Raw genomic sequence first — 24,308 nt, 5'->3', positions numbered from 1 at the left:
CCCGCCGGTTCGCGGCCCGGCTCGCGGATCCGGCGGAGCGGCTCGCCGAGCTGTCGTTCGGTGATCTGGATGTGCGCCGGGCGCTGCTGCCGTCGGTGCGGCGGATGGCCGCCGGGGGCCCGTTGGCGCTGAGGGCGCTGTCCGGTGCCGGTACGGAGCCGTTCTCGGCCCGGGACGCCTCGGTGCGTCTCGCGGTGTCGGAGGACGAGGCCGAGCGGGTGCTGGAGTCGCTGGTGGACACCGCGCTGCTCGATCTCTCGGGCCTCGATCCGCAGGGGCTGCCGCTGTACCGGTGCCATGAGCTGGTCCTGCTGTACGCGGCGTCGCTGGACGCGGCATCGCTCGACGCGGCGGACCCGGCCGCCGCCGCGCACGACAGCGCCACCGCGGTCGGGTGACCGCGGTGGCCGGGGAGTCGCCGTCGTCCGTGCCGTCACCACGTTCCGCGGGTCCAGGAGTACGTCGGGATCTCGGGGACGAGCGCGGGGGCGATGGTCTCGCGGACCACGGTCCACGCGTCGGCGACGACGCGTTCGCGGGGCAGCCGGGCCGCGGTGCCGAAGGCGGTCGCGGTGACCGCCCACATCGCGGCGACCGCGGCGACGGCCCGGACCTCGGCGGAGGGCTTGGCCGGTACGGCGCGACCTCTGCCGACGTCGATCCGGAAACCGAGCTCGGCGGCCTGGCCGGCCCGCACCTCGTGGGCGACCGGGCCGATGGGCCGGCCGAACACGGCGGCGGACAGGGGGTGTTCGTAGGCGGTACGGACCCAGACGGAGACCCGGACGCGCTCGCGCTCCTCCCAGCCGCCGCGGGCGGCGGGCCCGGGGTCCGCCTGCTCGACGGCGGCGGCGAGCTCGGCGAAGTACCCGGTCAGTTCGGTGTCGTCGAGCTGTCCGGTGATGCCGGTCCGGGGAGCCGGAGCGGTCGGGGCCATCGGGGCGGTCTCCAGGGGCTGCGTCGTCATGATGGGCGGCTTCCTTCGGTGTCGGGTGCGTCGGCCTCCTCGGGCGGGCCGAGTACGGAGTGGATGTGAACGGGTCCGGGCGGGGCGCCGCCGGGCGGGCGGGCGATGGCGGCGGCGACCCGGTCGTTGAGCCGCAGGTCCTGGACCGACCAGACGGTGGTGCGGCCGGAGTGCGTGTGGAGTACGCGGACCGGTCCGTGCCGGGCCGGCCAGGTCTCCAGCCGGTTCAGCGCGGTGCCCACCAGTCCCAGCCCGGCCGCCTTCACGACGGCTTCCTTGCGCGTCCAGACGCGGTGGAACCCCGCGTCGCGTACCGGTCCGGGCGGCAGCGACACCAGATGGGCGCGCTCGTTTTCGGTCAGCACCGAGTCGTACAGCGAGGCCTGGCGCATGGGCCGCACGGCTTCGACGTCGACCCCGATGGCGGGTCCGTCACCGAGCGCGAAGACCCCGCAGCCCGCGGTGCGGGAGAGGCTGATCGCCCACGGCACCTCGGGGTGCTCGATCATCGGCGGGCCGTGCCCGAAGTCCCCGCAGCCGGGGCACTGCCGCCGTCCCAGCTCGATGGACTGCGGTGCCACGAGCAGTAGTTCGGACAGGGCGCGGCGCGCCCCGGCCCTGGTGTTCACGAAGGCGGCCACGTCCCGCTCGGCCAGCAGGGTGAGCGCGCGGTGGAACTCGTCGGTGCCGAGCAGCGCGAGGTCGTCGGGGACGACCCGCTGCGGCGGCTGCCACCACCAGACGTGGGCCGCACCGGCGAGATCCGGTGCCCCGGGCGCTGCCCGGGAAGGCCGCTGTGTCCCGGTGCTCTTCGGTGTTCCGGGTACGAACGCCATGGACTGCCCCCATTCCTTGTTCCTTGACGGTCCTTGTCGACCTCTCGTGGATTCCCGTGGCCTCCGGTTCCTCCGCCCGGCCGGCCGTGCGGACAGAAATGCCACGGTGCGATCGTCCGCCCGGCGGCTACGGGCCGTCTATATGCGCCTGGGTGCGAATTCCGCGTAGGGCCGCGATAGCACTCCCTCGGAGACTTGGACGGTAATTTCCGACCGACCCGAGGATGTCCACATGTCCGAGACCCATACGCTTTCCCTGCCGCTTTCGGCAGCAGCGGCCGGCACCGTCGTGGAATTGACGGAGACCGAGCAGAACGCACTCGTCGCCGTCGCCGAGCAGCTGACCCCGAAGGGGGTCGCGGACGGCAGGATCGACGATCTCCGCTGGCTGGACGCCGCGCGTGACGCCTCCGTACTGCTTCCGCGCAGGCTGCTCTCGGCGCTGCGCGCGTTCCGTCACGACGCGGGCCCCGACGGGGTCCTGCTGCTGCGCAACCTGCCGGTGGTGGCGGACGACCCGCTGCTTCCCACGCCGGCCGTGAAGGGGTCGGTGGAGCGTGTTCCCACGGTCGCCGCTTCGGTCATCACCACCGCGATGCTGAATCTCGGGGAGGTCATAGCATTCCGTAACGAAAAGACCGGTGCGCTGGTTCAGAATGTCGTTCCGGTTCCAGGGAGCGAGACCTCGCAGAGCAATGCGGGTTCTGTTCTTCTGGAACTCCACATCGAAAACGCATTCCATGACAACCGTCCGGATTTCGTGGGTCTGCTGTGTGTCCGGGAGGACCCGACGGGCGATGCGAAGCTGTGCACGTCGTCCATCCGCCGGGCGCTTCCGCTGCTCTCCGAGAAGGCGCGGACGGTCCTCTGCGAGCCGCGGTTCCTGACCGAGCCGCCGCCGTCCTTCGGCGCCCTGGACAGCGTGACGCCCGCCCACGCGGTGCTGAACGGCGACCCGGAGGACCCCAATGTGCTGGTGGACTTCTCCGCCACGCATCCGCTGGACGACGAAGCCCGGCAGGCCATGGCGGAGCTGCGGAGCGCGTTCATGGAGACGATGTCGGCGCTGTCGCTGCGCGTCGGCGACCTGGCGGTCGTCGACAACCGCCTCGCGGTGCACGGCCGTACGTCGTTCACCCCGTCCTACGACGGTGCGGACCGCTGGCTGCACCGGGTGTACGCGCACCTGGACCACCGGCGCAGCCGGGTGGACCGGGCGGGCGACGGCGCGGTTCTCGGCTGAGCGGGGCCACGCACGCGACGTCCGTATCAGCCAGGCAGGCCGAGGGGCCGGCCCCCGCACAGGGGGGCCGGCCCCTCGGCCGTTCGCGGACACCGGGTGCGGGCAGCAATCAGGGGTGTACGGGAGCGGAACTCCCGTACACCCCTGGGGTGTTGGCGCGGCGCTTCCGCCTACTGGCGGGCGCTGATGACGTCCGCCGGGCGGCCGCCGAGTGCGACGCGGCCGGGGACCAGCGTCGCCACCGCGGTGAGCACCGCGGCGAAGCCGAGGACCCCGAGGAACATCGGCAGGTCGACGGACGGCTGGGCGGCGCCCGTCATCCCGACGCTGAAGGCGGTGAGCACCGCGAGCGAGATGGCCGTGCCGAGCACCGCGGCGACCAGGACGATCAGGGCGGACTCGATCCTGAGCATCGACATCACCTGGCGGCGGGTCGTGCCGACGAGCCGCAGCAGGGCGAACTCGCGGGTGCGGTCCGAGACCGACATGGCCAGGGTGTTGACCACGGCGATCGCGGTGAACGCGATGATCAGGCCCATCGCGAGGTAGTTGACCTCGGCGTTGGACTGCTGGACGTCGGCCTGGACGTCGTCGACCTGGGTGCGGTCGAGGACGCCGATGCCCGGGAAGCGCTTGAGTGCTCCGGTCAGCTGCTCGCGGCCCGCCTTGCCGTCGCCGGCCGTCTTGACGAGTACGGAGGAGGCGAGCGGGTTGTCGACGTGCTGGGCGACCAGGTCGTGCGACATGGTCAGGTCGCCGAAGCCGAGGCCCCGTTCGTAGACGGCGGCGACCTTCAGCCGGACCACGGTGGCGTCGCCGAGCGTCACCTTGAGCGTGTCACCGGGCTTCTTGCCGAGGTGGTCGGCGGAGACGTCGCTCATCGCGATGCTCTTGTCCCCGAAGCCCTTGAGGCTGCCCTTGGAGACGTCCGGGTCCCAGTTCGTGGTGAGGCCCTGCGCGGAGATGCCCTGCGCCGGGTACTTGTCGAGGCCGACGCGGACCTGGGTCCGGACGATCTCGGTGACCTGGGTGACGCCCGGTACGGCGCGCAGCGCCTCCGTCGCCTCGGCGGGGACGCCGGGGCCGTTCGAGGCGACCACCCAGTCGGCCTTGTTGCCCGCCTTGGCCTGGGCCGAGGCGGCGTCGCCCATGGTGGTCTGCACGAACAGGACGGTGCAGGCCATGCCGATGAGCAGGACCAGCGGGGTGACGGCCGCGGCCATCCGCTTGGCGTTGGCGCGGGCGTTGGCGGTCGCGAGGTGGCCGCCGACGCGGGAGAACTTCAGCGGGATCCCGAGGATGGCGACGGCGATCCGGGCGATGACCGGGCCGAGCAGCGAGACCGCGACGGCGAGGACCACGACGGACAGGAACGTGACGGGCTGCGAGGCGGGTTCGGTGCGCAGGAAGCCCAGCAGGACGACCACACCGATGCCGAGGGCCAGGACGAGCATCCCCACACCGAGCCGGCCCCATGCGAAGTGGCGCTGCTCCATGGATGCCTCGGACAGCGCCTCGGCCGGGCGGATGCGGGCCGTGCGGCGGGCGGAGATGCGGGCCGCGACCCAGGCCCCGAGCAGGGCGGCGCCGACGGCCGCGGCGAACGGCACGAAGCTGAAGGTGAGTTCGAGGGTGTCGGGGATGGCCTTGAAGTCGATGAACTTGCTGTGCAGCCAGTACGCGATGGGCAGGCCCGCGACCGAGCCGAGGCCGCCCGCGAGGCCGCCGATGATCAGGGCCTCGCGGCCGATCAGCTGACGGACCTGCTTGGGGGTCGCGGCGATGGCGCGCAGCAGGGCGAGCTCGCGGTAGCGCTGCTGGATGGAGAGCGCGAAGGTGCCGACGACGACGAGGATCGCGACGAGCAGTGACGTACCGCCCATCGCGCCGCCCATGGAGACGAGCTTGACCCGGGCCTTGCCGGCGTCGAGGAACTCGACGGGTCCGCGCTCTCCGCCGGTGGCGATGGCGTACTTGCGGCCGTCGCCGGCGAGGGCCTTCTCGGCCTGGTCGGCGAGCTCGTCCGCGGAGACTCCGGGCTTGGGCATCAGGCCGACGGTCGTGATTTGGCCGGGCCGTCCGGAGAGGTCGCGGGCGGTCTCGTCGGAGAAGAACAGCGAGGTCTGCTGGTGCAGGTCGCCGTCCGTCGCCGCGGCGATGCCGCTGACCTTGTACGTCGTGGGCGCGCCGGTCGACTGGACGACGAGGCTGCTGCCGGTCTTGAGACCGGTGCGGTCCGCGAGTTCCCGGTCGAGGACGACCTCGGTGGCGCCCGTGGGTGCCTTGCCGTCGGTCAGTTCGAACGGGGTCAGTGCGGCGGAGGACCAGGCGTGGCCGTAGGACGGCTTGCCGTCGATGCCGGGCACGATCTGGCCCTGGGGTCCGACCGCGTACGCCGGGAAGTTGGTCTCCGGCACCGCCTTGCGGACACCGGGTAAGGCGGCGAGTTTCGCGGTGGTGCCCTCGGGCAGCCAGACCCGCTCGGCCAGTGGCTTCGCCTTGTGCTTCTCCTTGACCTTGCCCTTCTTCTTCTTGATGGTCGTCTGGTGGACGTTCTGGTCGGCGCCGACGATGACCGGGGCAGCGGCGTAGCGCTCGGTGGCGATGGTGCCGCGCAGGCCGGTCTCCAGGAGGATGCCGCAGGCGGTGACCAGTGCGGCGGCGCAGAACAGGGCGAGGAAGGCGCCGATGAAGCCGCCCTTCCTGGCCTTGAGGGTCTGCAGTGCATAGCGCAGCATCAGGCCCACGCTCCCAGGTGTGTCATGCGCTCGGCGACGAGGTCGGCGGTCGGGGATTCCATCTGTCCGGCGATCTTGCCGTCGGCCAGGAAGAGGACGGTGTCGGCGTACGAGGCGGCCACCGGGTCGTGGGTGACCATGACGACGGTCTGGCCGGTCTCGTCCACGCAGGAGCGCAGCAGGGAGAGGATCTCCTTGGCGGTCACGGTGTCGAGGGCGCCGGTCGGCTCGTCGCCGAAGATGACGTCGGGCCGGGTGATGAGGGCGCGGGCGATGGCGACGCGCTGCTGCTGGCCGCCGGAGAGTTCGGCGGGCCGGTGGGCGGCCCGGCCGCCGAGGCCGACGCGGCCGAGGATCTCGTCGAGCCAGTTCTTGTCGAGGCTCTCGCCCGCGAGGCGCAGGGGCAGCTCGACGTTCTGACGCACCGACAGGGACGGGATGAGGTTGAACGCCTGGAAGACGAAGCCGATGCGCTGGCGGCGCAGCTTCGTCAGCTGGGTCTCGTTCATGTCGTTGAGCTGGGTGTCCCCGATGTAGGACTGACCGGTGGTCGGCTTGTCGAGGCCGGCCGCGCAGTGCAGGAACGTCGACTTGCCGGAGCCCGACGGACCCATCACCGCGGTGAAGGAGCCGCGCTCGATCCCCACGGAGACCCCGTCCAGGGCACGCACGCCGCGGCCGTTCCTGCCGTACACCTTGGTCACGTCGGCCAGACGAAGGGCGTGCCCCCGGTTGACCGTGTTGTAGCCGTTGTCGAGGGAAGGGCGGCTCGTCTCGGTCACCATGTTGCGACCTGTCCTCTCCATAGTGCGGTTCCGGGTCTCAAGGGGATGATTTTCGAGCGTATATGGCATCGGGTCGAGCGTGGTCCGTACTTCTATATTCGATCTACTTCGGGTCTTTTCGGTGCAGTTGACCAGGCAATCACCGCCGGGCCGGCGCGGCGGCCGGCGGTGCCGGTGTGAGTGTGTTGTGTTCGGTGGCGGCCATCGGGACTCCAGGGGGTGGGGAGTGCCCTGGGTCCGGGCATGACTTCGCGCCGCAAGAATGGGTTTCTTGCGGCGCGAAGTCCGCCGTCACGCCGGGGCGTGGGTGTGGACCGGGCCCAGCGGGCCGGTCTCCGGGCGGGCCAGCGAGGCCGACCAGCGGTCGCCGATGTCGACGTCCATCACCTGCCAGCGCGATTCCTCACCGCGGTAGCGGTGCACCACCCGCACCGGGCCGTCCTGCGCCGGACTGACGTCCAGCGTGTTGAGCGGCATGCCCAGCAGGCCGAGGCCGACGGCCTTGACCACCGCCTCCTTGCGGGTCCAGGCCCGGTGGAAGGCGGCGTCCCTGGCCGGGCCCGGGGGCAGGCCGAGGACGTATGCGCCCTCCGAGGCGGTGAGGACCACCTCGGCCAGGCCGGCCGGTTCGACCGGCCGGAGGGCCTCCACGTCGACGCCCACCCAGTTACCCGCCCGTACCGCGAGGGCTCCGGCCCCCGCCGTGCGGGACAGGCTGACCGCGAGCGGGACCGGCGGTTCCAGGACGGCCGGCGGGCCGTGCTCCGGGTCGCCGCAGCCGGGGCAGATCCGCCGGCCGAAGCCGACCTCCCCCGGTTCGACGCCGAGCAGCCCGGCCACGGCCCGCCGGGCACCGGCCCTGGTGGCGGTGAACGCGGCGGCGTCCGCCTCGGCGTGGAAGCGCTGGGCCCGGCCCCGCTCCACCTCGTCGAGAACGGCGTAGTCCGCCGGGTCGGTCCGTGCGCCGAGCGGCCACCACCACACGTGGATCTCGCCCGACTCCTGCATCCGGCCGACCGTTTCGAGCGCCGGTCGGGGTATGCGCACCTCGCTGATCGCGGTGTTCCGCCGAGGTGTCATCTGGCCTCCTCTCGATCCTTTCGATACGGCCGGTCTCAGGCCAGTCCGTTGAGGCGCAGGAGCAGATCCTTCACCTCGGTGGCGTGGTAGCGGTCCCGTTCCTGCCCCGGGTCGGAGCACAGCAGCAGCGGCCCGTCCCGGTGGTCCTGGGGCAGCCGTCCGTGGCTGCCCTTGACGTGGGTCGGGTCGAGCGGCACCACGGTGAGCGGTGCGCGCATCCCGGCCTTCTTGCGCAACAGGGTGAGTGCTGCCTTCGCCTTCACCGCCTTGTCGGCGGGGTCGAAGAAGAGTTCGGCCGGGTCGTAGCCCGGTTTGCGGTGGATCTCGACGCCGCGCGCGAAGTCGGGGGCGCGGGTGTCGTCGAGCCAGTAGTAGTACGTGAACCAGGCGTCCGGTTCGGCGACGGCGACCAGCTCGCCCGCGTTGGGGTGGTCGATGCCGTACGTGGCCTGTTCGGTGCGGTCCCAGATCTCGTCGACGCCCTCGGTGTGCTTCAGGACGTCGCGGACGCGCGGGATGTCGGCGGGGTCGGCGACGTACACATGGGCGGCCTGGTGGTCGGCCACGGCGAACGCGCGGGAGGTACAGGGGTCCAGGTACTCCATGCCGCGCTGGCTGTAGACGGAGAGGAGTCCCTCGCGGCGCAGGGCGCGGTTGATGTCGACGGGCCGGGAGACGGGGCTGATGCCGTACTCGCTGAGGGCGACGACGGTGGTGCCGCGGTCGCGCAGGTCGTCCAGGAGCGGGGCGAGCGCGGCGTCGGCCTCGCGGGCGGCGCGCACGGCCTGGGGGCTGTCGGGTCCGTAGCGCTGGAGGTCGTAGTCCAGGTGGGGCACGTAGATGAACGACAGGTCGGGGCGGCGGGTGTCGACGACATGGCGGGCGGCGCCGGCGATCCATCGGGTGGAGGCGATGGAGGCGGTCGGCCCCCAGTAGTTGAAGAGCGGGAACTCGCCCTGGCGGGCCGTGAGTTCGTCGCGCAGCCCGGCCGGTTTCGTATAGCAGTCGGGGGACTTGCGGCCGTCGTAGTGGTAGACGGGTCGCGGCGTCAGTACGGTGTCGACGTCCGCGCCCATGGCCCACCACCAGCACAGGTACGCGGTGGTGTGGTCGGGGTCCTGCTTGCGGGCGGCCTGCCACACCTTCTCGCCCCCGACGAGGGCGTTGTGCTGGCGCCACATCATGACCTCGCCGTGGTCGCGGTGGTACCAGCCATTGGCGACGGCCCCGTGGTCGCGGGGCAGCAGGCCGGTGGTGAGGGTGGCCTGGACGGTGGCGGTGACGGCGGGGAAGACGGTGTCGAGGCGGGCGGTGAAGCCCTCCTGGCCGATGGCCGCGACGTGCGGCATCTCGCCGAGCAGGCGTGGGGTGAGGCCGACGGTGCACAGGACCGCGACCTGGCGGCCGGTCATGGTGTCGCTCCGGCCTGCTCGGTGAGGCCGAGACGGATCAACTCGCCGTGCGTCCACTCCAGTTCGGTGGCGATCCCGGCGGCGATGCCGGCCGCCCCGGTGGGCCGGAGTCCGGCGGGCAGGACGTCCCAGGTGTACGTCTCGACCTCGACGTGGTCGGTGAGGGCGCGCTCCCCGCCGAGCGTCGCCCGCAGGGTCTCCTGGAGGGAGTCGCTGGTGTTGCGCAGCGGCGGCTCGGGCTGGTCGTGCAGGGGTACGTGGTAGTGGATGCGCCAGGGCGCGTCGCCGGGCAGGGCGCCCGCCAGGGCCGGGGCGAGGTCGTCGGAGCCGTGCAGGGTGCCGTCGGGTCCCTGTTCGCGGACCTGGTGCAGGAAGCGGGGTTCGGCGAAGGGGCGCAGCGCCTCGCGGGACTCGGCGTCGGCGGGGGTGTCGGCGACGAGGGCGGAGGACGCCTGGAGCTTGACGATGGGCACGCCTTCGGCGACGAGGGCGGCGACGGCGCTCGACGGGTCCTCGTGCTGGACGGCGAGGTGGCAGGCGTCCAGGCACAGGCCGATCCAGTCGTGGTCGGCGCCGGCGATGGCCCGGGCGGCCTGGGCGGTGGTCTCGGCGACGCAGCCGGGTTCGGGTTCCAGGCCGACGCGGATGGTGCGGCCGGTCTCGGCCTCGATCTGCTTGAGTCCGGCGGCCAGGTCGTCGAGGTGCCGGGCGGCGGTGGAGCGCTGCACGCCGGTCCAGGGGGTGCGCCAGGCCAGCGGCAGGGTGGATATGGAGCCGCGGGCGGCGTCCTCGGGGAGCAGTCCGGCGAGCACCTTGGCGAGGTTGAGGGTGTAGGTCAGGCGGGACGGCTCGGACCAGTCGGGGAAATACACGCCGCGTTTGACGACGGGGGTGTGGAAGCCGCGGTAGGGGAAGCCGTTGAGGGTGACGGTCTCCAGGCCCCGGGCGGTCAGGGCCCGGCGCAGCTCGGCGGTGTCGGCCGGGTGGTCGGCGAGGTGGTGGGCCACTTCGGCGGGGAGCCAGAGACCGAGGCCGACGAGGTCGGTGCCGAGGTGCTGGCGTACCTGTTCCGCGTGGTCGGCGAGCTGGGCCGTGATCCCGTCGAGGGTCTCCGCCGGATGCACGTTGGTGCAGTAGGCGAGGTGGATGGTGGTGGAGTCCGAGTGGTGCAGACGCATGATGTATCGACCTCAACTGCCGCCGCGGGCGATCGAATTTCCGGCGTACAGCCCCGCGGCCTGCACATCGTTGTAACCGTCCAGGTCAAGCCTGCCCGACTGCCCGTAGAACGTGAGCGGGTTGCGCCACATGACGCGGTCGACATCATCCTCGTCGAAACCGGCTTCGAGCATGGTTTCCGCGGTGATCCTGGTGAGCAGGGGATCGCTGTGTCCCCAGTCCGCCGCCGAGTTAACGAGCATGTGCTCCGTTCCGTACTTTTTGAGGATGTCGACCATCCGCCGCGGGGTCATCTTGGTGTCCGGATAGATGGAGAACCCCATCCAGCAGCCGGTTCCGATCACCTCGGTGACGGTTACCTCGTTGAGATGGTCGAGGACGACGTGGCCGGGGTCGATGCCGGATTCGTCGATGACGGCGAGGGAGCGGGCGGTGCCGCCGGCCTTGTCGCGGTGCGGGGTGTGGACCAGTGCGGGCAGCCCGAACTCGACGGCGAGGCCGAGCTGTGCGGCGAAGGCGTGCTCCTCCGCGTCGGTCATGGTGTCGTAGCCGATCTCCCCGACCGCTACGACGGAATCCTTGGCGAGGTAGCGCGGCAGCAGGTCGAGCACGGGGGTGCAGCGCGGGTCGTTGGCCTCTTTCGGGTTGAGCCCGATGGTGCAGTGGTGCCGGATGCCGAACTGGGCGGCGCGGTAGGGCTCCCAGCCGAGCAGGGCGTCGAAGTAGTCGGCGAAGCTGGCCGGGTGGGTACGTGGCTGGCCGAGCCAGAACGCCGGTTCCACCAGGGCGCGTACACCTGCGTCGTACATGGCCCGGTAGTCGTCGGTGGTCCGGGACGTCATGTGGATGTGCGGGTCGAATATACGCATGGCCAATCTCCGTCGGGGTGTGTGGCCCGGCTCCGTTGCGGGCCGGGGGTGGTGCTCAGCTGTCGTGGGCGGCGACCAGCCACAGGTCGGCGGGTACGGTACGGCCCGCCGCCCGGCGCTCGGTCGCGAAGCCGACGGCCATCCGGGCCAGCTCGGCGTCCCGGCGTTCGTGCAGGCCGGCCACCTTGGCCAGCGGGATCCCGGTGAAGAGGCACTTGAGGACGGCCTGGCGCCAGCGGTACTGGTCGAGGTGGGCCCGCGCGTAGGGGCCGAGTGCGGCGGCGATGAGCCGGTTGTCGTTGGTGCGCAGCGCGTCGTCGGTGAGGTGGACGGCGTGCGGTCCGAGCGGCAGGAAGGGCAGGGCGCACAGGACTCCGCGCCGCTCCGCCGCGTCGCCGTTGCGGTAGCGCTCCGTGACCTCCTGCGCCAACTCCGGTCCTTCGAGCTTCAGTTGGCCGAGGAGTCTGGTGCGTACGCCGTCCTCGACGCTCCAGCCTGCCCAGCCGGGCAGCCTGCCCCGGCCGTAGACGCGGCCGGCGGCGGGGAAGCGGCTGTCGAGGGCGGCCGGGCCCTGTTCGGCGACGGCCGCGAGGTCCTGGGCGAGGCGGGCGCGGTGCTCGTGGTCGAGGGCCGAACCCAGTCCCTCGGTGAGGGCGCGCAGGGTGAGGGTGTGGTGCACGGTGGTCGGTGCCGCCGTGATCGTCGGTGCTGTCATACCGGTTCGGCCTCCTTCGACAGGGCTGCGGTGCGCAGGAATTCGATGCTGTGGCGGGCGGTCGCGGTCGCCGCGTGGCTGTGTCTGGGCAGCTCCACCGAGACCAGTCCCTGGTACCCGGCGGCGGCGAGGGCACGCAGTACCGGCGGGAAGTGGATCTCGCCCTCGCCGAACGGCAGGTGTTCGTGGACGCCGCGTCGCATGTCCTCGATCTGGACGTGGGCGAGGCGGTCGGATGCCAGTTCGACGCAGCGGCGGACGCTGTGGGGTTCGAGGCACCGGCAGTGACCGATGTCGAGGGTGAGGCGGAAGCGGTCGGGGAGGCCGAGCTCGCGGTGCAGCCTGCGGTAGCCGGCGAGGTCGGCGACGAGCATGCCGGGCTCGGGCTCGAAGGCGAGGTCGATCCCGGTGGCGTCGGCGTGCGCGACCGTCTCCGCGCAGCCGTCGACGAGCCGCTGCCAGGCCTGTTCCGGGGTGGTGCCGGGATCCGGGGTGCCGCTCCAGAAGTGGACGGCCTCGGCGCCGAGTTCGGCGGCGATACCGATGGCGCGGCGCAGCAGTCCCAGGCGCAGGTCACGGCCCTCTGGCTCGGCGGAGAGCAGGGTGGGGCGGTGCTTGCGCCAGGGGTCGAGGAGGTAGCGGGCGCCGGTCTCGACGACGACGGCGAGGCCGGTGGCGTCGAGGGCGCGCCGGGTCTCGGCGATCCGCCGGGGCAGGTCGTGGGCGTAGGGGTCGAGGTGCTGGTGGTCCAGGGTGAGGGAGACGCCCCGGTAGCCGAGGTCGGCGAGGACGCGCAGCGCGTCGGGCAGCCGGTGGTCGGCGAAGCCGTTGGTGCCGTACGCGAAGCGCAGGTCCGAGGGGTCCGGGCGGTGGCTCATGTCGAGGACACCTTCCGGGCGAGCCGGCCCACCAGGGGCAGGGCGGCGACGAGCGGCAGGGCGAGCAGGGGTGCTCCGGCGCGGGCGACCAGGGTGGCCTGGAGCGGCAGCAGGGCGTGGATGCCCGCGCCGACGGCGGCGCGGACGCGCGGGGCCGAGGGGTCGCGGACGACGGCGCTCTGGGCGCGGGCGCAGGTGCCGGCGTAGGTGGCGAGGGCCGCGCCGGTGACCAGGGCGTCGACGGGCTTGCGGGCGGCGGGGGCGTCCGGTGTCCCGGCGGCGAGCAGTGCGGCGACGGATCCCGCGGCGGGGGCGCCGAGGTGGGCGCCGTCCGCCGCGGCGGAGAACAGCCGGGCGGCGGTGGGTGGTTGGGAGACGTGCGTGGTTGCGGCGCGCGGCCCGGTGGTGGCCAGCAGGTGGGCCGCGCCCGCTCCGGCGATCGCGGTGGTCGTCGCCAGGGACAGCTTCGGCTCGCTCGTGGGCGCTCCGTCGACCTCGTGGCGGCTGAGCCGGGTCACCGCGAAGGTGTGCGCGGCGACGGCGGTGGCGGCCGGGAGGGCGGCGGCCGCGCGGCCGGGGCCGGTGCCGTGCAGGACGTCCAGGGCGCGGGCGGCGGCCATGGCGGCCGGGCCGAGCGGCGTCGATTTGAGGCCGAGGTCGTACGCCCAGACGGCGGCGGCCAGCGGCAGGGTGCGGCGCAGCAGGGTGCGGCGGCCGCCGGCGAGTGCGGCGAGGCCGAGGCCCGCGCCGGTGAGGCCGATGGCGGTGGCGAGGGCGGCGCCCGGGGTGAGCCGGCCGGACGGGATGGGGCGTTCGGGGCGTTCGGTGGCGTCCTCGGCGCGGTCCGCCCAGTCGTTGAGGGCCATGCCCGCCCAGTACAGGGCGACGGAGGACGCGGCGAGGCCGGTGGTGCGGCGGATGCCGGGGCGGCCCGCCGCGAGTGCCCCGGCGACGACGTCGCCGGGGACCGTGATCGCGGCGGGGGCCCGGACCAGTTCCGCGTAGGTGCGCAGGGCGGTGTTCATCGGAGGCTGCCCGTCGCGGCCGGGACCGGGGCGTTCGCCCAGGCGGTCAGGGCCTCGTACTGGAGGGTGAGGTTGTGCTCGCGGGAACCGGCCGGGTCCTTGAAGAAGAAGCCGAGTGCGGTGAGCGCGCCGGACTCGCCGCGGCGGCGGCCGTGGGCGGCCAGCCGTACCAGGTCCAGGACGAGCGGGGCGGCGAGGGCGGAGTCGCAGCCCTGCCAGGTGAACTGCATGGACATCCGGACGCCGAGGAAGCCCTCGAAGGAGATGTGGTCCCAGGCGGTCTTCCACTCCCCCATCTCGGGGACGTTGTCGATGTGGACCTGGCCCTGGACGGGGTGGCCGACGGTCTCCTCCAGGCTGCGCTGCTTGGACTCGGTCTTGCTGCGGGCGGCCTCGGGGTCCTGGAGGGTGGCGCCGTCGCCGCCGCCGAGCAGGTTGGTGCCGGACCAGGAGCGCAGGCGCAGGGCGCGCTGGGTGAACATCGGGGCGAGCGCGCTCTTGACGAGGGTCTCGCCGGTCTTGCCGTCACGCCCGGCGTGCGGGACGCCGCAGGCGCGGGCGAGCTGCTCCAGGGCGGGCAGCGAAGCGCCCGCGGACGGGGTGAAGTTGACGTAGGCGCAGCCGGCCCGGAAGGCGGCGTACGCGTAGAGGGAGCTGGGCGGCAGCAGGTCGGTGCTGGTGGCGAGGACCTCGTCGAGCTCCGTGAGGTCGAGGAAGGCCGGGTCGGGGTCGGGCAGCGGCTCGGTGGAGGAGACGTTGACGACGACGACCTGTTCCAGGGCGTGCCGTTCGCGGAAGGAGACGATGTCCGCCGCGAAGCGCGCGGCGGCCTCGGCCTGGGGCTCGCCGGGCCGCTGCGAGCCGTCGCGGATCTCGCGGTCGGCTGCCTCCAGGGCGCCGCGCACGCCGTCGAGGAGGGTGGCGGGCAGGACGCCCGCCAGGGCGAGTTGCCCGGCCCTCGCCGTCAGTGGGACGGACACGATGTCGTGCCCGCCGAACACGAGGTCGGCGAGGGCCGGGAGCGATGCGTCGCGGAACGGGGGAAGGTCCGTGACGCATCCGTCGGAGGAGGCGCTGCCCGCGGCGATCGCGGTGGCGCCGACGGTCGCGGCCGTGGCGACCGAGCCTCGTGCGCCGATCATCCAGACGCCGATGCGGGGTGAAGTTCCGGTCGTGGCTCGCATGGTGGGCTGTGCCTCCTGAGTCGTACGGGGAGTGGGTGCGGTCCCGGGGCGTGTGCGGGCACGCCCCGCGGACGGACGGCGCCGCGTTCGGCGGCCTCCTAGAACTTGCCCAGGTCGACCGGGTACGGGTAGGTGTCGAAGGCCGTGTCGAGCTGGTCCGGGCTGCGATGCAGCCACTTGCGGGTGACACCGTGCACGGTCCGCCGGGGCAGGCGCTTGTTGTCGTTCGCGTCGATGGCCGGCTGGCCGATGGACTGGAGCTCCCAGGCGACGCCCGCGAGCCGGTTGATGTGCGTCCACCACTTCACGTCGATGTCCAGGAGCCGGAAGCCGGCCAGGAAGGGGTGCCAACGGTGGTAGGCGTGGGTGAAGTCCGGCGGCGTGAAGTTCATCATGTGGACCTTGTTGCCGTCCGAGCGGCGCGGGTCGAACAGGACGCCCTGGCCGAAGTCCTGGAAGGAGCGGACCAGTGCCTCCGGGTCGTTCCCGTAGAACTCGCGGTAGACGTCGCGCTGGGCGTTGGAGAGCAGCACGAAGGCATCGCGGTTGGGGCGGATGAGCTCCAGGTAGCTGCGCGGGTAGCGTCCGTCGGAGCGGGTGGCGGCCCACGCCGAGTCGACCTTGGTGAAGCCGCCGAGCGGCTTGACGATGGCGTCCACGGCCTCGACGGATTCGGGCGTCGGGTTGAAGTAGAAGCGCTCGTCGTACTCGTACCAGAACTCGTTGGCGCGACGGTCGCCGACCATGCCCGGGACCTCGGGGAACTCGCTGCGGGACCGGCCGTGTGCGGAGGCCGGCAGTGCGCCGGCCACCGTCACCGCGGCCGCCGCCCCGGCGATGCCGACGGCGGCCCTGAGGACGCCCCGGCGGTCCATGGTGTTCTGCGGCATCGGTGGATCTCCTTCGTCAGTGGGCGGTGCGGGGTTTGCGGTGATGGAACGACTCTCGCGGGCCGGACTATGTGCGTCCTATAACCGCTTCGGCAGGGCGTATTGCCTGGTCACAGGGGGTATGAGCGGTCCCGAAGCCGCTGCGATGCCGGGACGATATGGCAACGGATTACGTTCTTCCGGAAACAGATGTACGAATCACTACATCGTTTTTCGGCCATTCAAGCGGCCAGTACCGGTCACTGTCCCCACCAGTGAAGGAGTCACTGTGGTCACGCTCACGAGCGCCCGGGTCCAACGGAAGGACACCGACGACAACGGGGGCATCCCCCGATTACATGGCCCCCTCGCCTGGTGCGCGGGGGCCATGGCACTGCTCGCGGTGACAGCCGCGGGCGGCCTGTTCCTCGACGGACGCACCGTGCTGGGTGAGGGGGTGTGGCTCAAACCCCTGAAGTTCGCGGTCTCCTTCGGCCTCTACACAATCACCCTGGCTTGGATGATCGGCCGGACGGACCGCTGGCGGCGCACCTTGCGCAGACTCGGCACCGTCACCGTGGTGCTGTTCATCGTCCCGGAGATATCGATCATCACGTTCCAGGCCGTACGGGGTGAACGCAGCCACTTCAATGTGTCGTCCACGCTCAACGACGTGCTGGTCAAGGCGATGGGCGGCGCGGCTTACATCGGCTGGACCATGACACTGCTGCTCGGGATCTTCCTGTTGTGGCAGCGCAAGGTGGACCGGCCGCTGGCCTGGGCCATCCCGATCGGACTGCTCGTCTCGCTGGCGGGCATGTCGATCGGCTATCTGATGACCACCCCCACGGCCGCGCAGCAGCGGGCCCTGGACGCCGGGGAGCATCCGGCCACGCTCGGCGCGCACAGCGTCGGGGTGCTGGACGGCGGTGCCGGTCTGCCGCTGACCGACTGGGCGACCGGTGGCGGGGATCTGCGGGTGGCGCACTTCGTGGGTCTGCACGCGCTGCAGCTGCTGCCACTGGCCGCCGTGGGCCTCGGGATGCTCGCGGGACGGCTGCCGCTGCTGCGCGGCGAGGGTACGCGTACGGCCCTGATCGTCGTCGGCGGGGCCGGCCACGCCGGGCTCACCGCACTGCTGTTGTGGCAGGCGGAGCGCGGTCAGCCGCTGCTCGAACCCGACCGGCTCACGCTCACCACCGCCGCCTGGCTCGTCGGCGCGGTCGTGGTGGCGGTCGCCGTGGTGCTCGCCACGGCGTCGCGTGACCGGCGCGACTCACCCGGGGGCTGACGCTCCCGGCACGGACGAAGGAGGGGCCACCGCGGCTGCGGTGGCCCCTCCTTCGTCTGCGTGATCCACCGGGCGTCCGGTCAGTCGGCCGCCGCGAACGGGCCCCGGCGCAGGGCCGGGGAGATCAGCGCGGCGAGGGCCGTCACGGCCATCGCGAGGCTGAGCCCCAGGATCGTCCGGGTCGGGCCGAGGCCCTCCAGGGCGAAGCCGGCCGCGACCGGTCCCGCTGCCATCGCGCCGCCACCGACCAGCATGGCCAGGGAGTTGGCCCGTCCCCGCATGCTGTCCGGCGCGATCCGGACGAGATAGACCCCGCCCGCCACGTTGAACACACCGCCCACGTAGCCGCTCAGCGCGAAGATCGCACCCAGTGCGTAGGGGTCGCGGAGCACGGCGACGGGCACCATCAGCAGCGCCCACACCGCCAGCCCGCCGATCACCAGGGCACGCATCGAAAGCCGTTCGGTCCACCGGCCACCGCTGAGCGCACCGACCAGACCGCCCGCCCCGCTGAGCGAGAGCACGACGCCCACCTGGAACTCGGTGCCGCCCGCCGACTGGATGCCGGACATCACCGCCAGGTTGAGGCCCTGGAAGAGGATGTTGGATACGGCGACGGCGGCCATCACGGCCCGCAGGAAGTGCTGGCGCCACATCCAGACGAGGCCGGCCCGGACCTCGGCGGCGAGCGCCGTCCGGGGCGCGTCCTTCCGTTCCTGCTGAAGCTTTCCGCGTACCCCGAACAGACAGACCACGGCGGCGAGTTGACCGGCCGCCGCCGCCACGAACGGCAGCGCGGAGCCGAGCGTGACCAGTCCGCTGCCCAGTGGCTGGCCCGCGATGGCGGCCCCCCGGGTGCGGGCCTCGTTGCCGGTCATGGCGGCGCCGATCTGCTCGGGCGGCACCACGGCGGGCACGGCGGCCCGCTCGGCCAGCTGGAACAGCACACCGAGGGTGCCCTCGACGAACGCGGCGGCCAGCAGCGCCCACAGCCAGACATGCCCGCTCAGCAGGAGCGCGGCGACCACACCGGCCACCGCCGCCTGGCCGAGTCCGGACACCAGCATGATGCGCCGCCGGTCCCAGCGGTCGACGAGCGCGCCACCGGGCAGCTGCACCACGAGCTGCGGGAGCAGCAGCGCGGTCCCCACGAGCCCGGCGTCGCTGGGCGACCTGGTCGCCCACAGGACGGCGAGCGGATACGCGACGGCGGTGGCCCGCCCGGCGAGCAGCGAGAGGCCGGCGCCGCCCCACAGCAGGCGGTAGTCACGGTTGCGCCGCAACGGCACGGGCGGCGCGGCGGTCTCCCCGTCCGGTTCCGTCACCGGTTCGGCCACCGGTTCGGGTTGCGCGGCCGGCCGGTGTCTCTCCTCCGGCACCGCGTCGTCCCGTTGCTCGGCCAGGAGCCACGGCAGCACCGCCGGGTCGGTCAGTTCGGTCGGTTCGGTCGGTTCGGTCAGGGAGTCGGTCGCGGGTTTCATCGCGCGGCCACCAGATCGCGGACCGTGCGGTGGGCCGCCCCGGCTGCGGGCTCCTCGGCCTTCGGGGACGTATCGGCGGTGCGGACGAACTCCAGTACCGCCATCGCGCTGTGCATCTTGTTGGTGGCCTGGGCGAAGGCGATGCTGTGCGGTCCGTCCAGCACCTCGGCCACGACCTCCTCGCCCCGGTGGGCGGGCAGGTCGTGCATGAACACGGCGTCCGGGCTGGTCTCCCACAGGGCGGGGGTGACCTGGAACGGGGCGAAGATGTCCCGCCAGTCGGGGTCGGGCTTGCTGGTGCCGGTGGTCTGCCAGCGGGTCGTGTAGATCACGTCGTAGCCGCCGGTCAGTCCGTCCATGTCGGACCGCTCGACCAGGGTGGCGCCGGTGCGGGCCGCCTGGGCGCGGGCCCGGTGCGCGATCGACTCGTCCAGGCCGTAGCCGGGCGGGGTGCGGACCTCGAAGTGGACGCCGGGGAAGCGGGTGAGGGCGAGCGCGAGGGCCGCCGCCGTGTTGTTGCCCTCGCCCGCGTACAGGATCCGCAGCCCGTCGATGCGGCCGAAGTGGCGTACCAGTGTGGTGAGGTCGGTGAGCGCCTGGGTGGGGTGTTCCTCGGCGGTCATGGCGTTGACGACGGACATCGTCCCCTGCCGTGCCCAGCCGCGCAGTTCGGCCTCGGGCCCGGCGGTCCGGGCGACGAGGACGTCGAGCATCCCGGACAGCACCCGGCCGGTGTCCTCGGTGGTCTCGCCGGTGTTGAGCTGGAGGTCGCCGGGCCCGTAGGCGATGAGGGAGCCGCCCAGCCGCAGCGATCCGGAGGAGAAGGCGGTACGGGTTCGGGTGGAGGTCTTGGCGAAGTAGACGCCGACCACCTGGCCGTCCAGCGGTGCGGGCCGCCTGGCGAGTCCGGCGGAGAACTCGGCGCCGCGGTCCACGATGCGCCGCAGCTCCGCGTCGGTGAGGTCGTCGATGGAGATCAGATGACGCATGGGGTCAGCCTTCCTGGGCCGGGTCGTGGGCCGTGCGGACGTCGAGTGCGGCGGCGAGGTGTTCCACCGTGTGGTGGCGCAGTGCGGTCGCGAGGTCGAGGGGGAGCCCTGCCCTGCGGGCGGCGAGCAGCAGGGGCGGTACGAGCAGGGAGTCGCCGCCGAGGTCCCTGAAGTCGTCGTGCACACCGACCTGTTCGAGGCCGAGCACTTCGGCCCAGACGGCGGCGAGCCGTCGCTCGGTGTCGGTGCGCGGCTCCTCGTAGGGGGCGTCGGCGGCGGTGGCGGCGCGGGCCACCAGGGCGAACCGGTCGCGTTTGCCGTTCTCGCCGAGCGGGAGCGCGGGCAGCGCCGTGACGGTCGCCGGGATGACGGCGGCGGGCAGCACCGCGCGCAGCCTCTCGCGCAGGGCGGGTACGGAGACGGTGTGTCCCTCGGCGGGCACCACCCAGGCCGCGAGGCGCTTGCCGCCGTCGGCGGCGTCGACCGCCGCGACGAGGGCTTCGCGCACGGACGGGTCGGCGGCGAGCGTGGCCTCGGCCTCGCCGGGTTCGACGCGGTGTCCCCGGATCTTGACCTGGTCGTCGGCACGGCCGAGGAACTCCAGGGCGCCGCCGGGGAGCCGGCGGGCCAGGTCTCCGGTGCGGTAGAGGCGGGCGCCCGGCAGTCCGTAGGGGTCGGGCAGGAACGCGGCGGCGGTCAGGCCGGGGCGTCCGGCGTAACCGCGGGCGAGCCCGTCGCCGCCGAGGTACACCTCGCCGGCGATGCCGTCGGGGACCGGCCGCAGCGCGCTGTCCAGGAGCCGCAGGGTGACGCCCGGGAGCGGGGAGCCGAGGGCCACCAGGGTGCGCGGGGCGCGGGGCCGTTCGGGGGCGTGCAGGGTGTCGGCGTGCTGGAGTCCGGCCCGGACGCCGGCCGGTGCCGCGACGGGGCGCGGCGCGCTCCGGTGCCGGGGCAGGACACGCAGCGCGGTGGCGGCGACGGTGGCCTCGGTGGGTCCGTACTCGGCGGCGAGGACCATGCCGCCGGCCCCGATGCGGGCGGCGACCCGGTCGGCCTGGGCGGCCGGGTAGGCGTCGCCCGCGCAGACGGCGAGCGCGGCCAGGGAGCCGAGTTCGGCGTCGGTCAACTGGGCTTCCAGGAGCGTCAGATGGCCGGGGGTGAGCCCGACGAAGGAGTAGGGCGCGCCCTTGAGGAGCTCGGCGCCGAACTCCCCCGGCCCGTACGCCTGCGGGAGCAGTCGTACGGTCTGCCCGGTCATCAGGGGCGCGTACAGCGCGGGGAGTCCGAGGTCGAAGCCGACGGAGGTGAACCACGGCGCGCCGCCGGTGCCGGCCGCCGCGTACTGCTCGACCGCCCAGTGCAGGTAGTGGGCGAGCGAGCGGTGGCTGATCTCGACGCCCTTGGGGGTGCCGGTGGAGCCGGAGGTGTGCAGGACGTAGGCGAGCCGGTCCGGGTCGTGGACGGTGGCGGGCCCGGCGGGTACGGGGGTGTCGGTGAGGTCCTCGGTGACCAGGAGCGGGATGCCGCCCAGGCGGGCGGCGTGGCGGCGTTCGGTGACCGCGAGCGTGAACTCGGCGCCGGAGATCCGGGCATCGGGGGTGCAGGGGTCCACGGGCACCTGCGCGGCACCCGCCTTCCAGACGCCCAGGAGTGCGGCCACCAGGTCGGGGCCCCGGTCCAGGAGCACCGCGACGCGGGTCTCGGGCCCGGCGCCGAGGGTGCGCAGCCGGTGGGCGACGGCCTCGGCGCGGGCGTCGAGCGCGGCGTAGGAGAGGGTGGCGGACCCGAAGGAGAGGGCGGTGGCGGTCGGGGTCCGGGCGGCCTGTGCCTCGAACGCGCCGAGCACGTCGGCGGGGGTGTCGGAGTGCGGCAGGGCGGGTGCCGCCAGGGCGGCCCGCTCGTAGGTGTCGGGGTAGGAACCACGGGCGTCGCCCTCGGCGCCGGTGCGCGCCATGTCGGCGAAGACGGCGGTGTAGAGCGCGGCGAGGCGCTTGGCCCGGCCCCGGGAGAGGGTGCGGGTGCGGGAGGCGATGGACAGGTGGCCGCGCACGGGGGTGCCGACGACGAGCCGGAACTCGTTGGGGCTGTCGTCGCGGCTGGCCATGATGTCGATGAGCTCGGTGTCGACCTGGTGGAAGTCCAGGTAGTGGAAGAGGACGTCGATGAGGTGGGACTCGCCGCCGGGTCTGCGCATGGCGGGCATCGGGTAGCGGCGGTGCGGCCACAGCTCGACCTCGCGGGCGAAGACCTGCTGGGCGAGTTCGCCCCAGGTCGCGGCGGTGCGTTCGTACGGGAAGGGCACCGAGTTGAGGTACATGCCGGAGACGCGTTCGGCGCCCGCCTCCTCGGGGCGCGCGTCGGCCACCATGCCTCCGCGGAACCGCTCGGCGTGGGTGAGCAGCGACAGGACCTTGCTGTGCGCGGCGTGCAGGACGCTCTTGTAGGGGACCTCGGCGGCGGTGGCAAGGGCGCGCAGGCCCGGTTCGACGTCGCCGAGCGGGACGTCGATGCGGTAGCGCTCGTCGCCCTCGTCGTCGCCCTGCCAGCCGGCCGGGACGCTGAACCGCTCGTACGTGTCGACGATGTGGCGCCAGTGCTCGCGGTCGGCCGGGTCGTCCAGGGAGCGCAGTTCGCCCGCGACGAAGTCGGCGTAGCGGACGGCGGGCACCGGCGGGGCGGGCTCGGGCTCGGCTCCGGAGCGCAGTGCGCGGTAGGCGCGGAGCATCTCCATCAGCTGGGAGTGGTAGCTCCAGCCCTCGATGACGGGGTGGCACTCGGTGATGGACAGCCACCAGCTCTCGTCGTCCAGGAGGTGGACGGCCATCCGCATGAGCGGTGCGCTGGTGAGGTCGAAGAGGTCTTCGCGGTCGCGGTCGGCGAACTCCCAGAGGGCCAGTTCGCGGCGGGTGGCAGGCAGGTGGCGCAGGTCGTCGAAGACGCAGGGCATCCGCGAGGCGGCGTGGACGAGCTGGAGCGGCCGGGAGTAGCCGTCGAGGGCGAAGGAGGTCCGCATGACCTCGTGGCGTTCGACGATCAGGTCGGCGGCCCGCTGGAACGCCTCGGGGTCGAAGGGGAGTTCGTCGCGGATCCGGAAGGAGGTGATGTTGTGGTAGCGGTTCTCGGTGCTCTCGCCGTACATCTCGACGAGCATCCCGGCCTGGGTGAGCGAGATGGGGTAGGCGTCGGTGACGTCGGCGGGCAGTGCGGCCCGGTCCTGTTCGCCGATGAGGGCGAACCGGGCGACGGTGGTGCCCGGTCCGGCGCCGTCCGCGCCGTCCGCGTCGCCGAGGGCGGCGCGCAGCCGGGCCACGGTGCGGTGCGCGAAGATGTCGCGGACGCTGGTCTCCCAGCCTGCCTCGCGCAGCGCGCCGACGAGGGTGACGGCGCGGATGGAGTCGCCGCCGAGCTCGAAGAAGTTGTCGTGGACGCCGACGGTGTCCCGGCCCAGGACGGTGGCCCAGACCGCGGCGATGGCGCCTTCGGTGGCGTCGCGGGCCTCGACGTAGTCGCCGACGGCGGTGGCGGCGCGGCCCGGGGCGGGCAGCGCGCGCCGGTCGAGCTTGCCGTTGGCGGTCAGCGGCAGGGCGTCGAGTGTGAGGTAGGCGGCGGGCACCATGTACGACGGGAGGGTCTCGCCGACGCGGGCGCGCAGCGCGGCCGGGGTGAGGTCGTCGGGGCCGGCGCCTTCGGCGGGGACGACGTAGGCGACGAGTTCCCTGGCGCCGGGGCTGTCCTCGCGGACGAGGGCGACGGCTTCGGCGACGGCCGGGTCGGCGGTGAGCGCGGCCTCGATCTCGCCGGGCTCGATGCGGTAGCCGCGGAGTTTGACCTGGTGGTCGGCGCGGGCGACGAAGTCGAGGTTGCCGTCGGGCAGTACGCGGGCGATGTCGCCGGTGCGGTAGAGCCGGGTGCCGGCCGGACCGTAGGGGTCGGGCACAAAGCGTTCGGCGGTCAGGTCGGGGCGGCCCGCGTAGCCGCGGGCGACGCCGATGCCGCCGATCCACACTTCGCCGGGCACGCCGACGGGCAGCGGTCGCAGCTGCTCGTCGAGGACGTACATGGTGGTGTGCGGGACGGCGCGGCCGATGGGGACGAGTTCGGTGGTGACGGGCCCGTCGAGGAAGTACGCGGAGTTGCCGACGGTGATCTCGGTGGGGCCGTACTCGGCGGCGAGGCGGGTGCCGTCGGGGCCCGCCGAGGTGGTCCAGCGCTCGGCGAGCCGGGCGGTGAAGGAGTCGCCGGCGGCGATGACGAGACCGGCCAGGTCTCTGATCTGATCGTCCGTCAACTGCTGTTGGAGCAGGTCGAGATGGCCGGGGGTGAGCTTGATGAAGGCGTACGGGGCGCCCGCGGCGAGCAGGGCGCCGAGGTCGGCGGTGTCGAAGTCCTGCGGGAGCAGGTGGACGTCGCGGCCGGTCATCAGCGGCGCGTAGAGGTCGGGTACGCCGAGGTCGAAGGCGACCGAGGAGAACAGCGGGGCGCCGCCGGGGCCTGCGTCCGCGTACGCCTGGACGGTCCAGCCGAGGTAGTTGGCCAGGCCGCGGTGGGTGACGAGGACGCCCTTGGGGCGGCCGGTGGAACCGGAGGTGTAGATGACGTAGGCGAGTGCGTCGAGGTCGTACCCGGTGGGCAGGGCGGCGGTGGCGGCCTCGCGGACGGCCTGCTCGGCCGGGTCGTCGGCGACCAGGACGGTGAGGCCGTCGTCGGCCGCGGCCGGGGCGGTGGAGCCGTCCTCGGCGGCGGCCGGGGCGGTGGAGCCGTCCTCGG

General features: G+C 73.0%; 18 protein-coding genes and 1 pseudogene. 3 read left to right on the top strand and 16 right to left on the bottom strand.

Annotated elements, in window-relative coordinates; translation table 11 throughout:
* A pseudogene (locus EES42_RS46930) lies at positions 1-398 on the top strand (hypothetical protein); the annotation flags it as partial.
* A 35-nt stretch (positions 399-433) separates the two neighbouring features.
* Here the strand turns inward: EES42_RS46930 and EES42_RS39950 are convergent.
* Both EES42_RS39950 and EES42_RS39945 read right to left on the bottom strand, forming a co-directional pair.
* Complete coding sequence (locus EES42_RS39950; RefSeq protein WP_241196889.1) at positions 434-967, bottom strand: hypothetical protein; 534 nt, start codon at positions 965-967, stop codon at positions 434-436.
* Entirely contained in the window at positions 964-1,803 is an 840-nt protein-coding gene (locus EES42_RS39945; protein ID WP_124723118.1) for a 4'-phosphopantetheinyl transferase family protein, read from the bottom strand. The genes EES42_RS39950 and EES42_RS39945 overlap by 4 nt, the downstream gene beginning before the upstream one ends.
* A 232-nt stretch (positions 1,804-2,035) precedes the next feature.
* On the opposite strand from EES42_RS39945, the gene EES42_RS39940 reads away from it, so the two are divergent.
* Positions 2,036-3,046, top strand: coding sequence for a TauD/TfdA family dioxygenase (locus EES42_RS39940; RefSeq protein WP_124723117.1), 1,011 nt, complete (start codon positions 2,036-2,038; stop codon positions 3,044-3,046).
* Positions 3,047-3,216: 170 nt separating this feature from the next.
* On the opposite strand, the gene EES42_RS39935 is transcribed toward EES42_RS39940, so the two are convergent.
* The 11 genes from EES42_RS39935 to EES42_RS39885 form a co-directional block, all read right to left on the bottom strand.
* Entirely contained in the window at positions 3,217-5,784 is a 2,568-nt protein-coding gene (locus tag EES42_RS39935; protein ID WP_206433822.1) for an FtsX-like permease family protein, read from the bottom strand.
* A complete protein-coding gene (locus EES42_RS39930) occupies positions 5,784-6,569 on the bottom strand; it encodes an ABC transporter ATP-binding protein (protein ID WP_124723115.1) in 786 nt (261 codons plus the stop codon). The genes EES42_RS39935 and EES42_RS39930 overlap by 1 nt, the downstream gene beginning before the upstream one ends.
* Positions 6,570-6,860: 291 nt before the next feature.
* A complete protein-coding gene (locus EES42_RS39925; RefSeq protein ID WP_124723114.1) occupies positions 6,861-7,649 on the bottom strand; it encodes a 4'-phosphopantetheinyl transferase family protein in 789 nt (262 codons plus the stop codon).
* Positions 7,650-7,684: 35 nt separating this feature from the next.
* Entirely contained in the window at positions 7,685-9,061 is a 1,377-nt protein-coding gene (locus EES42_RS39920) for a nucleotide pyrophosphatase/phosphodiesterase family protein (RefSeq protein ID WP_124723113.1), read from the bottom strand.
* Positions 9,058-10,239 (bottom strand): metabolite traffic protein EboE, encoded by a 1,182-nt coding sequence (eboE, locus tag EES42_RS39915; protein ID WP_124723112.1) that lies wholly within the window; start codon positions 10,237-10,239, stop codon positions 9,058-9,060. The genes EES42_RS39920 and eboE overlap by 4 nt, the downstream gene beginning before the upstream one ends.
* 12 nt (positions 10,240-10,251) lie before the next feature.
* Entirely contained in the window at positions 10,252-11,109 is an 858-nt protein-coding gene (locus EES42_RS39910) for a TatD family hydrolase (RefSeq protein ID WP_124723111.1), read from the bottom strand.
* Between the two features lie 55 nt (positions 11,110-11,164).
* A complete protein-coding gene (locus EES42_RS39905) occupies positions 11,165-11,824 on the bottom strand; it encodes an EboA domain-containing protein (RefSeq protein WP_124723110.1) in 660 nt (219 codons plus the stop codon).
* Complete coding sequence (locus EES42_RS39900) at positions 11,821-12,702, bottom strand: sugar phosphate isomerase/epimerase family protein (RefSeq protein ID WP_124723109.1); 882 nt, start codon at positions 12,700-12,702, stop codon at positions 11,821-11,823. Before EES42_RS39900 ends, EES42_RS39905 begins: the two co-directional genes overlap by 4 nt.
* Complete coding sequence (locus EES42_RS39895; RefSeq protein WP_124723108.1) at positions 12,699-13,727, bottom strand: SCO3242 family prenyltransferase; 1,029 nt, start codon at positions 13,725-13,727, stop codon at positions 12,699-12,701. The genes EES42_RS39900 and EES42_RS39895 overlap by 4 nt, the downstream gene beginning before the upstream one ends.
* Positions 13,724-14,911: an inositol-3-phosphate synthase gene (locus EES42_RS39890; protein WP_124723107.1), complete on the bottom strand. Its 1,188-nt coding sequence runs from the start codon at positions 14,909-14,911 to the stop codon at positions 13,724-13,726. The genes EES42_RS39895 and EES42_RS39890 overlap by 4 nt, the downstream gene beginning before the upstream one ends.
* A gap of 98 nt (positions 14,912-15,009) precedes the next feature.
* Positions 15,010-15,801 carry a Tat pathway signal sequence domain protein gene (locus tag EES42_RS39885; RefSeq protein ID WP_124723106.1) on the bottom strand — a complete coding sequence of 264 codons (792 nt, stop codon included), beginning with the start codon at positions 15,799-15,801 and terminating at the stop codon, positions 15,010-15,012.
* 268 nt (positions 15,802-16,069) lie between these two features.
* On the opposite strand from EES42_RS39885, the gene EES42_RS39880 reads away from it, so the two are divergent.
* The gene (locus EES42_RS39880) at positions 16,070-17,071 is read left to right on the top strand and encodes a hypothetical protein (RefSeq protein ID WP_124723105.1); all 1,002 of its coding nucleotides are present in this window, start codon (positions 16,070-16,072) and stop codon (positions 17,069-17,071) included.
* An 80-nt stretch (positions 17,072-17,151) separates the two neighbouring features.
* Here EES42_RS39880 and EES42_RS39875 read toward each other — a convergent pair whose 3' ends face one another.
* The 3 genes from EES42_RS39875 to EES42_RS47455 all read right to left on the bottom strand — a co-directional run.
* Positions 17,152-18,552: an MFS transporter gene (locus tag EES42_RS39875; protein ID WP_124723104.1), complete on the bottom strand. Its 1,401-nt coding sequence runs from the start codon at positions 18,550-18,552 to the stop codon at positions 17,152-17,154.
* The gene (locus EES42_RS39870; protein ID WP_124723103.1) at positions 18,549-19,541 is read right to left on the bottom strand and encodes an ornithine carbamoyltransferase; all 993 of its coding nucleotides are present in this window, start codon (positions 19,539-19,541) and stop codon (positions 18,549-18,551) included. The genes EES42_RS39875 and EES42_RS39870 overlap by 4 nt, the downstream gene beginning before the upstream one ends.
* A 4-nt stretch (positions 19,542-19,545) precedes the next feature.
* Positions 19,546-24,308, bottom strand: a 4,763-nt coding sequence (locus EES42_RS47455) for an AMP-binding protein (RefSeq protein ID WP_124723193.1), incomplete at its 5' end; no start/stop codon positions are given.

The sequence above is a fragment of the Streptomyces sp. ADI95-17 genome (assembly GCF_003846175.1).
GTDB classification, from domain to species: Bacteria; Actinomycetota; Actinomycetes; order Streptomycetales; family Streptomycetaceae; genus Streptomyces; species Streptomyces sanglieri.
This window is presented reverse-complemented; position numbering and strand designations above follow the sequence as displayed.

Coding starts and splice junctions, on each gene's coding strand:
- EES42_RS39950 (WP_241196889.1), bottom strand. CDS start 967: ATGACGACGCAGCCCCTGGAGACCGCCCCGATGGCCCCGACCGCTCCG.
- EES42_RS39945 (WP_124723118.1), bottom strand. CDS start 1,803: ATGGCGTTCGTACCCGGAACACCGAAGAGCACCGGGACACAGCGGCCT.
- EES42_RS39940 (WP_124723117.1), top strand. CDS start 2,036: ATGTCCGAGACCCATACGCTTTCCCTGCCGCTTTCGGCAGCAGCGGCC.
- EES42_RS39935 (WP_206433822.1), bottom strand. CDS start 5,784: ATGCTGCGCTATGCACTGCAGACCCTCAAGGCCAGGAAGGGCGGCTTC.
- EES42_RS39930 (WP_124723115.1), bottom strand. CDS start 6,569: ATGGTGACCGAGACGAGCCGCCCTTCCCTCGACAACGGCTACAACACG.
- EES42_RS39925 (WP_124723114.1), bottom strand. CDS start 7,649: ATGACACCTCGGCGGAACACCGCGATCAGCGAGGTGCGCATACCCCGA.
- EES42_RS39920 (WP_124723113.1), bottom strand. CDS start 9,061: ATGACCGGCCGCCAGGTCGCGGTCCTGTGCACCGTCGGCCTCACCCCA.
- eboE (WP_124723112.1), bottom strand. CDS start 10,239: ATGCGTCTGCACCACTCGGACTCCACCACCATCCACCTCGCCTACTGC.
- EES42_RS39910 (WP_124723111.1), bottom strand. CDS start 11,109: ATGCGTATATTCGACCCGCACATCCACATGACGTCCCGGACCACCGAC.
- EES42_RS39905 (WP_124723110.1), bottom strand. CDS start 11,824: ATGACAGCACCGACGATCACGGCGGCACCGACCACCGTGCACCACACC.
- EES42_RS39900 (WP_124723109.1), bottom strand. CDS start 12,702: ATGAGCCACCGCCCGGACCCCTCGGACCTGCGCTTCGCGTACGGCACC.
- EES42_RS39895 (WP_124723108.1), bottom strand. CDS start 13,727: ATGAACACCGCCCTGCGCACCTACGCGGAACTGGTCCGGGCCCCCGCC.
- EES42_RS39890 (WP_124723107.1), bottom strand. CDS start 14,911: ATGCGAGCCACGACCGGAACTTCACCCCGCATCGGCGTCTGGATGATC.
- EES42_RS39885 (WP_124723106.1), bottom strand. CDS start 15,801: ATGCCGCAGAACACCATGGACCGCCGGGGCGTCCTCAGGGCCGCCGTC.
- EES42_RS39875 (WP_124723104.1), bottom strand. CDS start 18,552: ATGAAACCCGCGACCGACTCCCTGACCGAACCGACCGAACCGACCGAA.
- EES42_RS39870 (WP_124723103.1), bottom strand. CDS start 19,541: ATGCGTCATCTGATCTCCATCGACGACCTCACCGACGCGGAGCTGCGG.